The organism is Microcystis sp. LE19-8.1F (assembly GCF_027531715.1).
Classification (GTDB): Bacteria; Cyanobacteriota; Cyanobacteriia; order Cyanobacteriales; family Microcystaceae; genus Microcystis; species Microcystis wesenbergii_A.
Genome location: NZ_JAPZSO010000144.1, coordinates 1 through 14,858, shown reverse-complemented (window position 1 = coordinate 14,858; position 14,858 = coordinate 1). Strand labels below are relative to the sequence as shown.

The 14,858-nt window shown below is 42.0% G+C and carries 13 protein-coding genes; 4 read left to right on the top strand and 9 right to left on the bottom strand.

Annotated elements, in window-relative coordinates; genetic code table 11:
* Nucleotides 1-143 precede the first annotated feature (143 nt).
* Nucleotides 144-905: a hypothetical protein gene (locus tag O9334_RS14345; protein ID WP_288000732.1), complete on the top strand. Its 762-nt coding sequence runs from the start codon at nt 144-146 to the stop codon at nt 903-905.
* Between the two features lie 66 nt (nt 906-971).
* Here O9334_RS14345 and ligA read toward each other — a convergent pair whose 3' ends face one another.
* From ligA to O9334_RS14325, 4 genes are all read right to left on the bottom strand, one after another.
* The gene (gene ligA, locus O9334_RS14340) at nt 972-2,981 is read right to left on the bottom strand and encodes an NAD-dependent DNA ligase LigA (protein ID WP_045358079.1); all 2,010 of its coding nucleotides are present in this window, start codon (nt 2,979-2,981) and stop codon (nt 972-974) included.
* Nucleotides 2,982-2,995: 14 nt separating this feature from the next.
* Nucleotides 2,996-3,562, bottom strand: coding sequence for a Uma2 family endonuclease (locus O9334_RS14335; RefSeq protein WP_045358078.1), 567 nt, complete (start codon nt 3,560-3,562; stop codon nt 2,996-2,998).
* Between the two features lie 23 nt (nt 3,563-3,585).
* Nucleotides 3,586-4,149 (bottom strand): Uma2 family endonuclease, encoded by a 564-nt coding sequence (locus O9334_RS14330; RefSeq protein WP_045358075.1) that lies wholly within the window; start codon nt 4,147-4,149, stop codon nt 3,586-3,588.
* Nucleotides 4,150-4,305: 156 nt separating this feature from the next.
* The gene (locus O9334_RS14325; RefSeq protein WP_190380202.1) at nt 4,306-5,628 is read right to left on the bottom strand and encodes an aminopeptidase P N-terminal domain-containing protein; all 1,323 of its coding nucleotides are present in this window, start codon (nt 5,626-5,628) and stop codon (nt 4,306-4,308) included.
* Between the two features lie 61 nt (nt 5,629-5,689).
* Between O9334_RS14325 and O9334_RS14320 the strand changes: the two genes are divergently transcribed.
* Nucleotides 5,690-6,163, top strand: coding sequence for a hypothetical protein (locus O9334_RS14320; RefSeq protein WP_045358069.1), 474 nt, complete (start codon nt 5,690-5,692; stop codon nt 6,161-6,163).
* On the opposite strand, the gene O9334_RS14315 is transcribed toward O9334_RS14320, so the two are convergent.
* Nucleotides 6,103-6,342, bottom strand: a complete 240-nt coding sequence (locus O9334_RS14315) for a hypothetical protein (RefSeq protein ID WP_288000735.1) — start codon at nt 6,340-6,342, stop codon at nt 6,103-6,105. The two genes, O9334_RS14320 and O9334_RS14315, sit on opposite strands and share 61 nt — an antisense overlap.
* A 283-nt stretch (nt 6,343-6,625) precedes the next feature.
* Here O9334_RS14315 and O9334_RS14310 point away from each other — a divergent pair, with 283 nt between their 5' ends.
* A complete protein-coding gene (locus O9334_RS14310) occupies nt 6,626-7,549 on the top strand; it encodes a PhzF family phenazine biosynthesis protein (RefSeq protein ID WP_190380208.1) in 924 nt (307 codons plus the stop codon).
* On the opposite strand, the gene O9334_RS14305 is transcribed toward O9334_RS14310, so the two are convergent.
* From O9334_RS14305 to O9334_RS14290, 4 genes are all read right to left on the bottom strand, one after another.
* Nucleotides 7,546-8,841, bottom strand: a complete 1,296-nt coding sequence (locus tag O9334_RS14305) for a glycosyltransferase (RefSeq protein WP_190380201.1) — start codon at nt 8,839-8,841, stop codon at nt 7,546-7,548. The genes O9334_RS14310 and O9334_RS14305 overlap by 4 nt on opposite strands.
* On the bottom strand, nt 8,838-9,881 hold the full coding sequence (locus tag O9334_RS14300; protein ID WP_190380200.1) for a glycosyltransferase family 4 protein: 1,044 nt from the start codon (nt 9,879-9,881) through the stop codon (nt 8,838-8,840). The genes O9334_RS14305 and O9334_RS14300 overlap by 4 nt, the downstream gene beginning before the upstream one ends.
* A gap of 20 nt (nt 9,882-9,901) precedes the next feature.
* The gene (locus O9334_RS14295) at nt 9,902-11,566 is read right to left on the bottom strand and encodes a methyltransferase domain-containing protein (RefSeq protein ID WP_288000726.1); all 1,665 of its coding nucleotides are present in this window, start codon (nt 11,564-11,566) and stop codon (nt 9,902-9,904) included.
* A 108-nt stretch (nt 11,567-11,674) separates the two neighbouring features.
* Nucleotides 11,675-11,866: a hypothetical protein gene (locus O9334_RS14290; RefSeq protein ID WP_288000724.1), complete on the bottom strand. Its 192-nt coding sequence runs from the start codon at nt 11,864-11,866 to the stop codon at nt 11,675-11,677.
* Between the two features lie 492 nt (nt 11,867-12,358).
* Between O9334_RS14290 and O9334_RS14285 the strand changes: the two genes are divergently transcribed.
* Nucleotides 12,359-14,386 carry a DUF4214 domain-containing protein gene (locus O9334_RS14285; protein ID WP_190381769.1) on the top strand — a complete coding sequence of 676 codons (2,028 nt, stop codon included), beginning with the start codon at nt 12,359-12,361 and terminating at the stop codon, nt 14,384-14,386.
* Nucleotides 14,387-14,858 lie beyond the last annotated feature (472 nt).

Here is a 14,858-nt window from a genome sequence, read left to right as displayed (position 1 = left end):
GTTGAGTCGATGGATATTTTTTCGGAACTTGCCCTTTCTTTGATACGCCTCAAACCCCAGAAAAACCCTTATTTCTCCAAAGGGTTAACGGCTATGAGCCTTATCAAGCAAGCTCTTTAACCTTTCTGTCACCCCTTGAGGGTTTGGCCATACCAGTTGATGCAATTATTACTCAATCTCCCCAAAAATATGTCTTTACTAAACAAAATTTATCTCTTTGGTCGGTAAAAAACTTTATTACTCGTTATGAATGGAACCTTTTACTAAAACAAGAGCATAATAATTACAAACCCAAATACGAACAGCTAACTTTATCTCTAAGTTTAGAATTTCTAGTAGATAAACCTTCCTTATCAACTTATATGGTACGAAATTCAATTACTACAGTAATCGAAGCATTAAAAATAATTCAAACAAGTGGCTACAAAGGTATAACCAAAAAAGAACTTAAGCAAAAATTAGAACGAAGAGACACAACAATTAATAGTCTTATTTGGGATTTGGAAAATTTTGACATGATATTCATCAATCATGAGAAAAAAATCTTAGCGGCAAGAGAGCTTATAGGTAAAGGAGAAGATGATATTTCTCAATATTTATCATTCGCCCTCAAAAAACATATTCTTATACAAGAAATCTATAAAGAATTAGAAATTCATAAGTCAATAACCCCCTGGCGAGTAGAAGAAATTATTGCTAGTATCTGTACTTCTACTTCTGGTAAACGACCCAAAGATAAAACCCTTAGAGATTATCGTTCTAGGGTGATTTCTTGGCTTACTTTTACTCGATTGCTAGAAAAGGGAAGATATAATACATTAACTATACCACGAGATAAAAGCTCTCATAAGATTAACTCCTCTATAGAATATAAACAATTACATTTGCCTCTAAATGGTATGTAAAATTATTTAACTTTGCTTCTGTAATATTTTCTCAGAACAAGTCTTTTTAACGTCAAATAATTATATTTAATCCTCGATTAATTCGAGTAATTGTGCTTCGGTTAGCTGAGTAATGCCCAATTCTAGGGCTTTTTCTAGCTTAGAACCCGCCGCTTCTCCTAGCACTAAATAATCAGTTTTTTTGCTGACAGAACCCGTCACTTTCCCCCCGGCTTTTTCGATTAATTCTTTCGCTTCCTCCCGTTTGAGAGTTGGTAAAGTGCCAGTAATGACAAAGGTTTTCCCTGCTAAAGTCGCTTTTGTGGTGGTGGTTTTTGCTGCTGCGGCAAATTGTAAACCAGCAGCCTGTAATTTAGCGACTAAATCCCGATTAGCGGCGATTTTAAACCAATCATAGACCGATTGAGCGATTTCTTCACCGATACCATAGATAGAGGCTAAATTAGTCACGCTGGCGTTAGCTAACTCCTCCACAGTCCGAAAACTTTCCGCGAGAATTTTGGCGTTAACACTGCCCACATAGCGAATCCCTAGCCCATAAAGTACCCTCGACCAGCTTTGATTTTTGCTCTGAGCAATAGCTGTAATCAAATTTAAGGCTGATTTCTCGCCCATTCGGTCTAATTTGGCAATTTCCGTTTTTTCGAGGCTGTAGAGGTCAGAAATGGCGGTAACTAATCCCTGTTCAATCAGCAAAATTACCACTTTTTCCCCTAATCCCCGGATATCGAGAGCATCGCGACTGGCCCAATGTACTACACTTCCCCGCAAAATCGCCGGACAGGAACTATTGACACAGCGCGTCACCGCTTCCCCCACCGGACGGACTAGGGGAGATTGACATTCAGGGCAATTAGTGGGCATCTGGAAGGGGAAAGTCTGGCTAGGACGCAATTCTGGCAGGATTCTCACCACTTCCGGGATAATTTCCCCCGCTTTGCGGATAATTACCGTGTCACCGACGCGGATATCTAATTCGGCCACTCGATCGCTATTATGTAAAGTAGCCCTTTGTACGGTGGTCCCTGCTACCTGTACCGGTTCCATCACCGCCATGGGTGTGACTGCGCCGGTGCGTCCCACATTGACGATAATATCTTTAACTACCGTGGGGACTTCTTCGGCTGGATATTTTAAAGCGATGGCCCACCTGGGGAATTTTTGGGTGAATCCTAACCGATTTTGTCGCTGTAAATCGTTGATTTTGACTACGACACCATCGGTCATGTAGGCTAATTGATGACGTTTTTCTTGCCAATCTTGATAGTATTGCGCCACTTCTTGCAGGGATGGACAGAGTTGACGGTGGGGATTAACCAGAAATCCCATGGTTTCTAATCTATCTAAGGATTGCCATTGAGTAGTGATATGGTTATCGTCTAAATGCAGGGTATAGGCAAAAAATTGTAAGCGTCTTTTATCAACTATTTTCGGATCTAATTGTCGTAGGGTTCCCGCTGCCGCATTGCGGGGATTAGCAAAGAGAGATTCCCCTTTTTCTTCTCTTTCTTGATTGATTTTATCGAAGGTATCGAGGGGTAAAAAAGCTTCGCCGCGCACTTCCACAATTGCCGGGGGATTATCTATATTTAAGCGTAAAGGAATAGAGCGAATTGTCCGCACATTGGGGGTAATATCTTCGCCAGTGACTCCATCTCCTCTAGTAACACCTCTGACGAAAAAGCCATTTTCGTAGGTTAAAGCTAACGCAGAACCATCGATTTTTAATTCACACACATATTCCGTGTCTTGGGTTTCATTTACATATCTTTGCCAACGGTTGCCCCATTTATTTAATTCTTCGAGGTTAAAGGCATTTTCGAGACTATACAGGGGAATATTATGACGGACAGAAACGAATTGACTAGAGATTTTATCCCCGACTCTTTGGGTGGGACTATCGGGGGTGATTAATTGGGGATAACGCTTTTCTATGTCTTCTAATTCCCGATAAAGTTGATCATAAACGCTATCGGGTATAAAAGGATCATCAAGAACATAATAAGCATAACTGGCCCTTTGTAGTTCTGTTTTTAATTGTTGGCAGCGTTGTTGGATTTCTAAGGGGATAGTCATAATCGTTAATAATGCTACTGTGCAAAGACCATTTGAGGAGTTAATTTTAAATCGGGAAATGTTACCGATATTATTCTATCTTCGTTGTTAAATTCTGCCAGTTCATAAAATCCCGAAATCAGGGTTAAAACCGATATTTTTACAGCAATAGGATCGATAATCCAGTATTCAGGAATGCCTCTCACTGCGTATTCTGAACGCTTATAACGGTAGTCATCATCGGCATTACCGGGGCTAACAATTTCTACAACTAAGAGGGGAGGAAATTCAATCACTGCTGTGGTCATATTTCTAATCTCTTGACATTGTTCAGCAGTTAAAATCATTAAGTCTGGGATTCTCGATTTAGCTTTATCGGTGCGAATTCCTACAGTAGCGGGCATGACTTTCCAAGTTAGATTTAATCTTTTAATTTCTGCCATTAAATAATCATAAAGACAGGCAAGAATTAAAGCATGAAAGCCACTAGCGGGAGGCATGGAAATTAATTCTCCGTTAAATAATTCGTACTTATTATCTGTGGAGTCCTGATAATTTAAATATTCTGTAAAGGTATATATTTTTTGTTGGGTAGCAATCATAAAAGTCTCCAGCCGGGATTTTACTATTCAAAAACCATTTGAGGAGTTAATTGTAAATCGGGAAATGTCACCGATATTATCCTATCTTCCTGATTAAATTCTGCCAGTTCATAAAATCCCGAAATCAGGGTTAAAACCGATATTTTTAGGGCAATAGGATCGATAATCCAGTATTCAGGAATGCCTCTCACCGCGTATTCTGAACGCTTATAACGGTAGTCATCATCGGCATTACCCGGGCTAACAATTTCTACAACTAAGAGGGGAGGAAATTCAATCACTGCTGTGGTCATATTTCTAATGTCTTGACATTGTTCAGCAGTTAAAATCATTAAGTCTGGGATTCTCGATTTAGCTTTATCGGTGCGAATTCCCACCGTAGCGGGCATAACTTGCCAGTCTAATTGTAGCCTCTCTATTTCCCTTTCTAACACCTTAAATATATATCTAAGTATCAAAGCATGAAAGCCACTAGCAGGAGGCATGGTAATTAATTCTCCGTTAAATAATTCGTATTTATTATCCGTGCAGTCCCGATAATTTAAATATTCCGCAAAGGTATATACTTTTTCTTTGGTGACAACCATAATAATCTCTAGAAAAAACTTAACTGAATCTCCTTAAGGGGGGTAGGGTTGATTCATGAATCAACCCTACTATTAATCAACCCTACTATTAATCAACCCTACTATTAATCAACCCTAGGGTTAGGGGGGAACTGACAATTTTTAACACCTAGCTTTTTACTTAGATTCGATATCCTCAACTTTTTTGGGAACCGTTGCAGTTAAAACCTCATTTCCTGTGGCAGTAACTAACACATCATCTTCGATACGGATACCGATACCTCGCCATTTTTCTGGCACTTCTGGCTGTCCTTCAGCAGGTTTAATATCGGGGGAGATATAAATCCCCGGTTCCACGGTTAAAACATGACCAGGCTGCAAAGTTTGCCAAGTTTCTTCGTTAACTTTATAACCTCCCGCATCATGGACATCTAATCCTAACCAATGGCCGGTTCTGTGCATATAAAAAGGCTTATATTTTTCCTCTTTAATTATCTCATCAATATCGCCGACCAATAGCCCTAAATCCACTAATCCCTCCACAATTGTTCTCACGGCTGTGTCATGAAAAAGATTATAAGGATTACCTGCTTTCACCACTTCAATCGCCTTTAATTGAGCTTCCAGAACAATTTCATAGATAATTTTTTGTTCGGGGGTAAATTTACCATTAACGGGAAAAGTGCGGGTAATATCACCGTTATAGTAATTGTAGGCACAACCGGCATCAATTAATAAAAGCTCATTTTCTTGTACTTGGCGATCATTGTTGATATAGTGCAGAATACAGGCATTAGCACCACTAGCAACAATAGAAGGATAAGCTGGACCCATACCCCCTTCTAGGCGAAAAGTATGCTCGATTTCCGCTTGAATTTGATACTCGTAGTGACCAACTTTGGTAAATTCTCTGGCCCGATTATGTGCCTGTGCTGAAATAGCAGTTGCTTGGCGAATATTGTCCAATTCGGCCTCGGTTTTCAGTAAGCGCAAAGGATGGAGAATAAAATTAGTATCCTCTAAAGCAGTCGGTCCAGTGCCGCGACGGGGAAAAGTGGCGATTAATTTTTGCCAGTGCTTTAGAACATTTGTATTAAAAGTTTTGTCCCGTCCGAGATGATAATAAATTCGGTCGGCTTTTTCGAGATATTGGGGTAATTTTTCCTCCAATTCTTCGATAGAATAGGCCTCATCAGCACCAAAAATCTCCTTTGCTCCTTCCACCCCGTGGAGATAGCCGGTCCAGGTTTCTTTTTCCGGGTCTTTTGGCTGCACGAACAGGATAAACTGATGTTCGGGGTGATGGGGTGCTAAAACCGCCACCGCCTCCGGTTCATTAAATCCTGTCAGGTAAAAAAAGTCACTATCCTGACGATAGGTGTATTCTACGTCATTGTGCATGACCGCCATGGGCGCACTGCGAAAAATTGCGGTTCCATGGCCGATTTTTTCCATTACTTGCTGACGACGCTGCTGAAACTCTCTGCGATCGATGCCCATAGATATTCCTAAAAATGTCACAATAAGTCCTAGAGTCTATTATCGCTAATCTTTTTAGTTTATGACCCCTGAAGAACCGGATTTTTCCCAAGATATCATCGAAAGGCGCGAGTTTACCCTAGCAGATTTTATCGCTCAAGAGGGGGCCGATTTCCTCAAAGGGGAATCTCCTGTCCCCAAATTAGTGCAGGTAAAGACTGAAATTAAACAGTTTATTGCCGCTAATTTAGGGGATTCTTCGGGAGCTTTGCAGATAATTTTACAGCTTATCGTCGATGAAGAATTAACAAAAGTCAGTCAAAATTTAGATAATCCCGTTCAAGCTTTACAGTTAATCCTAGAAGAAATTTTAGACAATCAAGAATTACTCTATGAATTAGTACACCGAGTCGATGTGAAATGGGGACAATTATACGGAGAACGTCCCTATTTTCAACAACCCAATCAAAAACCTCACCCTGAAGACGAATACACTCACAATTCCGTCAGAGATAAGTTAGTCAGTTTATTAGCCAGATTAGAACCGAATAAGTAGGGTCTGCTGAATAAATCTAAAAACCTTGTTGGATAAGACTTTTGGACTTTTTTCCCCTCAAAAAGTGCCAGCCATTGCGGGGATCGGGGGGAAAATTCCAGGACTTTTTCCCTGAAAATTAGGTAGTTGACCACCTGAAAATCGATAAAACCCCACACCCCACACCCAACCCCCCCGATGTCGGGGGGATTGGGGGGCCACACCCTGCCCCCAGGAAAAGCTTTTTCAGCAAACCCTAAGTAGTAGAGCCTATAGCAGTTATGAGGAGACTCCGAGACGATGCCCTATCAAGACATACCTTATCTTTAGGAAAAACTCTGTATTTTAATTATTTCTTAATAAACAGAGACTAACAGGACTGACAAGGAGTATCTATCCCTAGACAGACAACCGGGGGCGGTCACGGGTGAAAATAGGTGTAAGATGAAAAAATTCTCCGATAACTGTTGCCCTATCCCCCGCGTGCCTACCTATTCCTACTATACCGCCGATGTTTTTAGCGATCGCATTTTTGGCGGTAATCCCCTGGCGGTTTTTCCGGAAGCGTCTGGATTAACCCGCACCCAGATGCAAAAAATCGCCGCCGAATTTAACTTCTCAGAGACAGTCTTTGTTTTTCCGCCAGAAACACCCCAAGGCACTAAAAAAGTCCGGATTTTCACCCCCAGTACCGAATTACCCTTTGCAGGGCATCCTACCGTCGGCACAGCCTATATTTTAGCCCTAATCGGTGCTATTCCCCCCCACCAAGAAACCACGATTTATCTGGAGGAAGGAGTCGGTTTAGTACCGGTAAAAATTCTCATGGAGGGGGAAAAACCCGTCTATAGTGAGTTAAAAGTGGCACAATTGCCAGAATTAGTGGCGGATAATTATGCTCTCGATGATTTAGCGGCGATTCTTTCCCTAAGCGTTGCCGATTTCTTACCCGGTTATCCCCCTCGCGCCTTTTCCTGTGGTCTTCCTTTTTTATTCATCCCCGTTAGAAACCGCGATATTTTAGGGAAAATAAAACTAAATCTAAGTCTCTGGTCATCATTATTGGGACAATCCCCCGCTAATTCCCTTTTTGTCTGCTGTTTTGACCCAGAATCACCCCAATCTCGTATTTATGGCCGAATGTTTGCCCCCGGTTTGGGAGTTATGGAAGATCCCGCCACCGGTTCGGCTGTGGCCGCTTTAGCGGGCTACCTAGGAGCCTTAGAATCTTCTAGGGAAGGGATGAATCAATGGACGATAATCCAAGGGGTGGAAATGGACAGACCCAGCATTATACAATTAAAGTTTCAGAAAAACAACCGTGAAATTACGGAAGTTTCTGTGGGTGGTGCATCAGTTCTAGTCTGCCAAGGCAAGATGATAATTCCCGATGGGGAAACACTTTAGCTGGTTAGAAAATGAATGGTTTCCGCTAGGGATTTTAGCTCTAAATCCGAGATTTTGTCATCATTCCAATAACTAATTTCTTTGCCTACTTTTTCGATAAAATAATTGGCCGCATAACGATATCTTTGTTGACAGGCTTCCCGAGCGAAATCCACCAAGGCTTTAGCGTAGGATTCGGGAGAGTGATTATTTTCTAGCCAAGTTTGACCATTTTTACCAATGGTCTGATATAATTGCGTATCATGAAGAAATTGAGAGAAATGTTGGTGTAAATCGGCGATTTCGTTGCCAACAGTCACATAACCTACGGTATTTTCCGGCAACTCACTATACCAACCTATTTTAGTCACTAAACTTGGCAAACCATGGCTCCAAATCTGCAGCTGACTGACGGATGCTTCTCCCATAGTAGGATAACGTAAATTGATTGCTAAATCTGCATCAGCTAAGGCGGTTTCTAATTTGGCTTCCGTGACAAAACCATGCAAGGTTACTAAATTATTTAAATTTAAGCTATTAATTTTTTGAACGAGATAATTACTATCCCATACTTCTCCATAAATGTCTAACCGAAAAGCTTGTTTTTGGGAAAAACTAGCTAAAGCATCCAGGATCATATCAACACATCTATTTTTTCCAATATGGCCAAAAACAATTAATTGATAAAAATCCCGATTTTTCTGCAATTCGTAATTTGATGACAAATCGCATCTAGGATAGGGTAGGGGAAAATAAGCAGTAAGAAGCGCATTTTCTTGCTGAAACTTACGATAACCTTCCTGACTGTGAGTAATCACCCCAATAGCATTTTTTAAAGCTAAAGGTGTCAGGGGATAATTATCGGCCATAAATTGCATAGATACTTCTCGATTCCACCACATTTCTGCGGCTATTTTTCCTTCCATTCCATAGTAATAGAGCATTTGATTAAGATAGATATCTCGATCATTATTGATTCTAGCAATTTCACTAAAAAAATCCTGTAGCTTTAAATCATGAAGGACAACTATACCGGGGCATTGACAACTAATTCTCCAGATATCCTCATGAAAATCTGGGTTATTACCAATATGATAAACATTTATGTCTGCTTGGTTAATTTTTGACCAGATTATGTTATCTCTATGGTAAGAATTAACTTTGACATAGTTCTTTAGTTCTCGATCGTAAATTTTTTGATTAGTCCATAGTTCTAACTGACAATTTTTAATCAAAGCTGGCAAGATACAAGTCATGTAATCAGCGATACCAGTTTTAGCGGGAGGTAAAGGAGAAAACCAATTAATTTTCATGCGAGTAGTTTTTTGATAACGTTTGACCAAGTAATATCAAGACTTTTGTAGTATTCACTGGCAGATTTACCTAATTTTGCCGCCCAATCCCGATTTTCCCACATTTCGTCCATGGCCTCTGCTATGGCCATTGCCTTAGGTTCCACAATTAAACCGGTTTCGCGATGACGAATAAATTCTAGGGGTCCTCCCGAATCTTGGCAGGTAATCACTGGTTTAGAAGCTAACATTCCTTCTAGGGTAACGTAACCGTAATCTTCCTCAAAGGGAGGATAAAGCACTGCTAGGGATCTGGCATAATAATCGAGTTTTTCCTCGTTACTAATTCTCCCTAAAAATACCACTTTTTCAGCAATATCCAACTGCTTAACTTTTTCCTCTAGAATGTCACCAAAATCTCCTTCTGGTTGACCAGCAAAAATCACTTTGACAGGGTTTTTAGTCAAGGCTAAAGCCTCAAGGATTAACTCTTGACGTTTCAAGGGATTGATCCGACTAGGGAAGAATAGATAACCTTCTTCTGGTTGACATTGAAAAAAATCAGCATTCTGGGGAGGATGATAAAGGGGTATCGAATCAACATTATTATAGGTTTTTAGCCTTCTTGCCACATTTTTAGAATTGCTAAATATGTTATGAGTTTCAGCAAAAACATTATTATCTGCCCGGATAATATTTTCACGAATTTGTAAGCCATTGGCACTTAAATCTAAACCGCCATAGGGATTACCCCATAGTTCATACGCTTGTCGGTGTTGATGCAGAATCCAGAGAACTTTTCGGGGATGAGGAATTAAATAAGCTGGGAATTTTAAGCCAATTAATCGATCAATATTTCTGCCATTGGCGCTAGTCAAATCTAATAAGCGACAGACTAACATTGTGTCTAAAATTCTTTCTAGGGGATAGGTTTGAAAGGGAATAGCGACTATTTCCGCTTCATGGCCTGCCAATTCTAAAGCCTTACATAATTCCTGAGCGTGAATTTCCGCACCGCCATAGACAAAAGGAACCTGTGTTGTTGTAATAATAACTCTCATGAATACTTACTCGTGATTAATTATAGTTTATAACCAATAACAGCATAATCCATTGGACCATAAAAATACTGATTAAACTGTTTAGATAACTCATCTAATTCATTTCCTTCATCAGCTTTGAATCCATCAGAAGGGTTTAAATTCAGAATTTCTACCTCAGCAAAACCGCAGTATTGCACTAGGAATTGAGTCATTAAACTGGGTAGAGGATTGCGGTGGGTTGGATCGAAGTAAAAATTACAACTGCCCACTAAAACATTAGCAGGATTGGGAGTCTCAAAGATAACCAAACCTCGATGACGCAGCACTCGAAATGCTTCATTTAATAGCTTAACTAATATTTCAAAGGGTAGATGTTCAATAATATGAAATCCCGTGATTACCGCCACGCTGTCATCTGGCATTGATTGCAAATAAGCGATAACATCCCCTTCTAAAACCTCTAATCCTCGACTTTGACATTGTTCAATGACGACTCGGTTTAGATCGATACCTCTGGCTCTGTAACCATTATCTCGCAAAAGCTCTAACCACTCTCCCCGACCACAACCTAAATCTAAAATCAGCGAGTCTCCCGGAGCAATTTGTGCTTCTCTGAGTCGGGGAAGATATACTTCTAATCTCCTATTAATTTCCTCGCGACTGCCGCGAAAATGCTCCTCAAAAGCGAAGTAAAAAGCATCTAGAGAATGATCTAACTCTCCAGCAAAAATTTGCGCTGGTTCACTCGAAGAGCCACCTTCCGATCCTGCTGTCGCTTCTAAAAACTTATTAATTAATCGCTTTTGTTGGAGTAAATCTATCTTTAAATAATGGCTATTTTGAAAATTCTTCTCATTACTATCTTTAATTTGGCTTTCTAGATACTCCTGCAATTGCTCGGTCTTCTGATCCAATTCTCGATCGAGGTGGTGGATTTGGCTTTGCAGTCCCTCTTGAATTTGATTAGCGATCCGATCGCGCTTTTGATCTAGTTGCTCGATTTGGCTTTGCAGCCCCTCTTGAATTTGATTAGCGATCCTATCCCCCTTTTGAGCCAGTTGCTCGATTTGGCTTTGCATCTCTCGCTCAAGTTCCTGGATTTCTCCTTGGAGTTCATCTTGATTTTGCTGCTGCCGCTCCTGCCATTTTTGGTCAAGATTATGCAGTTTTTCCTGTAGATTTTGGGTATTATTGACCAGATTTTTCTCCACCGCTTGGCTGTAACCAGATAAACTCTGACTAACCGCCATTAAATTCTCTAAATCTCGCTGGGATTGCGATCGCAAACTTTCCACCTCTGATAATAACTGTCGATTTAATTGTAGGCATTCTCGCAAGGCACTGGCCAGATTGAAGTTCACTTCCCTTTGATCGCGAAATATGGTATTGAGAATCTTTAAAGCCAGAGCTTGCAAGGGTTTAAATAATAACCAGGGGAAACGTCCAAATTTCTCTGGCAGTTGGTTACGCACTGCCGCTCTTGACTCGGCTGTTTTGATAAATCCCTCTATATAATCGATTTGATTATTAATTGCTTCCCGATCAAAATCCCCCTTCAGGACTAATTCCCTTGTCGCTGCCGGTGGTGGTGGTAATGGTGCTGAGGGAACCCCAAGGTGCAGATTTTGACGCAGGGCTTCTTGGCGAATTTTATCAAGCAAATGCTTGACATTTAGATGGGGATAGTAAGTTTCGATAGTCATAAGCTGTTAAGCATTTAAATTGCTTGTTGAGACGAGGCAAGAGGCAAGAGGCAAGAGGCAACAGTAAAGGGATTGGGGGAGATTCGGCTAATCTTAAGAATAAGCGCTTTAAATGCGTCTTAGCTTAGTGGCTACCAATCCCATCTTACAGGTTCCTGTACCATCAGGCTGGGATGGCATCGCTGTTAAGACCGTTTTTTTCTGATAAAGTTTCCCCGAACAGGACGTTTGCTGCCCTGTGGTGACAGAGCGGCAAGTTTTCTCCTCTCTCGACAATAGCCCGTCAGGTTTTAGAACCAAAAAATTAAACCTTCAGAATCAGAAAAGAGTTCGATAGACTCCAGACTAGACATTTTTAGATTTGTTTCCGCTCCCCCTAACACAGATAGATTAGCAGCACGGAAAAATCTCGGCCAAATTCCAGCAGCAGTGACGATAAGATTGCTAGGGTTGGACAAATTGCCCCAGCAAAATTGACCGAGGAAGTCGGCCTAACCTATGGGTATATGTGGATAAACTAAGACAGTTTAAATATTGTAACCGAATGGCCAAATCAAGGTGAATTAGGGTGTACTCTGAGGGTTGGGGATATTAAAGTTAAGTCTTAAAGAATCCACTCAATCTGGTCGGGGGTCAGTTTTCAGGGATGATTACCGACGGTAGAAGACCTTGACTGAAACTACTCCCACAAAAAAAAATTTTGCCATAGCTTGATAATTGAGGTCATCTATGCTAGTATATGTGCCATGTGTGAACAGCTTTTTACTTTGTTCGAGGAGTGAAAAATAAATTATGACTGTAGATCAAAATTCCATCGTCGGCTTGTACGTCATCTACTTCAACCGTTCCCCTGATCCCGCAGGTCTTACCTTTTGGCAGAGCCAAGATGTAACCATAGAGGAGATAGCAGCCCAGTTCGGTGCCTCCCCAGAGGCTAAAGCCCTTTACCCCTTCTTGGCGGCCCCCACCCTAGGCGACCCAGCAGCATTTATTAATGAAATTTATCAGAACGCCTTTGGTCGTGATGCCGATGAGGCAGGACTAGAGTTCTGGTTAGGAGTTCTTGAACAGGATAGCTCTCCCGAAGCAGTGGCGGAATTTGTCCTCGCAGTGGCCCAAGGAGCGCAAGGAACCGACTTCACCACCCTTCAGAATCGTGCTGACATAGCTCTGCAATTTACCCAAGAAGCTGTTAATGCGAGCATTCCTTTCACCCCTTCCCTATTTGCCACCTCATCGCAAATCATCGACACGGTGACTTTCACCGACGAGAGCGTTGCCGATGCTGAAGCAGCCATCAATCAGGCGATCATTGACATTATCGGTGGTGGCACAGGCACTACCTTCACCTTGCTAGATAATGGAGCCGTACTGACAGCTGCCGCTAACAGCAAAGTCGCTCCCGAAGGTAAGTTTCTCAGTACAGCCAATGATAAGGTTAGTGCTTTGACATTCTTGGAAGGTAGTTTCATTCAAGACCCTAGCACCAGTGACAACGACGTGCTGACCGCCCAGATTGTTCTGGATGTCAAGCCAGCCATCGAAAACATCGAGACCATCCAATTCTCTGGTGCTGCTAATGCTTCCGTCGCACTGGCAGGCATTAGCAAAGCCAAACAAGTACAGGTGGTCAAAGGTGATTTAATAATCAAGGATGCTAACAACTACGCCATTGATCTTGTGGCTGGTTACGCCAGCAATCTCACCCTACAAGAGGGTGTCGGTGTACTTGGCAAGGATCTCACCGTTAACCTGAACGGGACAACTGCCGGTGCCTCGATCGCGGCCAACTTAAATGATAAAAGCAAGGTCAACCTAGTCGTTAAAGCTGACAGTGTCCTGTCTAACGCTGATACAACCCTGAATACCCTTCAACTCAATCAAACCCAGAGCAACTTCGTCATTACTGGGGACAAGAACCTAACCATTGACGGCAAGATCGATGTATTTGACGGGACTAATCGACTGGATGCCACTGACTTTACTGGGAAACTGACCCTGAATCTGGGCAAAAACAGTGATATAAAACAGATTGTCGGCGGCAAAAGCGATGACACCTTCACCTTGACGGCAGAAGTAGATCAGATTAATGGTGTTAACCTCAATGGAAACGAGGGCAGTGACACCTTAACTGTTAAAGTTGGAGCCACTGCTGCTGCTCTTAATGGTGTTACCAACGTTGAGACGATTATCTTTAAAGAAGACACCGCCGCTAACACCACAATCGACACTAAGGACACGCTTGTGGCAAGTGGTGCAACTTTAACTGTTGATGCTTCTTCCTTCACCACCAAAACCTTAACCTTTAATGGTACCCTTGAAACCAATGGTTCCTTCAAGATTACTGGTGGTGCATTAGCCGATGTCCTGAAAGGCGGTGAAAAGAACGACACCCTTACTGGTGGCGGTGGTACTGATCAACTAACTGGTAACGGTGGTAATGACCAGTTCGTCTTGAATAAAGCCATCGCCACCAGTGCCGTGACGGTCAAGGACTTCAAGACAGAAGCAAATAATAACGATATATTCGCCCTAAGTAATGCCGCCTTTGCCGGCGCTCCGGCAGTGGGAGCCACCTTGACGGTTAGTGCTGTAGCGGGTGCAACTAACAGTGCTAATACAATCCTCGTGGATAACACAGGAAACCTTGCTGGTGCTAACTTGAGCAATGTGCGCTTTGGTTACGACACAACTATCAACAAGTTGTTCTACGATGCTGATGGTAACTTCGGGGCTGGTTCTATTCTTATTGCGGAAAGTACGAATGCGCTCACTTTGGCGGGGGGTTTAAGTGGCGGCAACTTTACTATCGTCGCTTAATTTCCAGTAAGCAGACGAATCCGAGTTGACTATTATAAAAGGCCATCCTTTTTCAGGATGGTCTTTTTTCGTTCCAGGGTTCTACCCTGGAACGAGAAAGGGAGGGTCTCCCTCCCTTCCCTAGTGGGTTATAGTAGGGTTAATTCATGAATTAACCCTACCTTTGATAAGGGGGGTGCCGATCCCCCCTTCCCCCCTTGATAAGGGGGGTGATAGCTTCAATTTCCTCGCGACTTTTCTGGGGGAAATCGCTTTAAGAGTTCCTGCTTGGAACACTGTAGGAGTAAAGGAGTAAATTCTTCTGGGGACAATTGTAAAATCCGGCTGATAATAAGCTGCCCGCGCATTTAAATTGCTTGTTGAGACGAGGCAAGAGGCACTCTTGCAAGAGGCAACAGTAAAGGGATTGGGGGAGATTCGGCTAATCTTAAGAATAAGCGCTTTAAATGCGTCTTAGCTTAGCTTGCAGTGG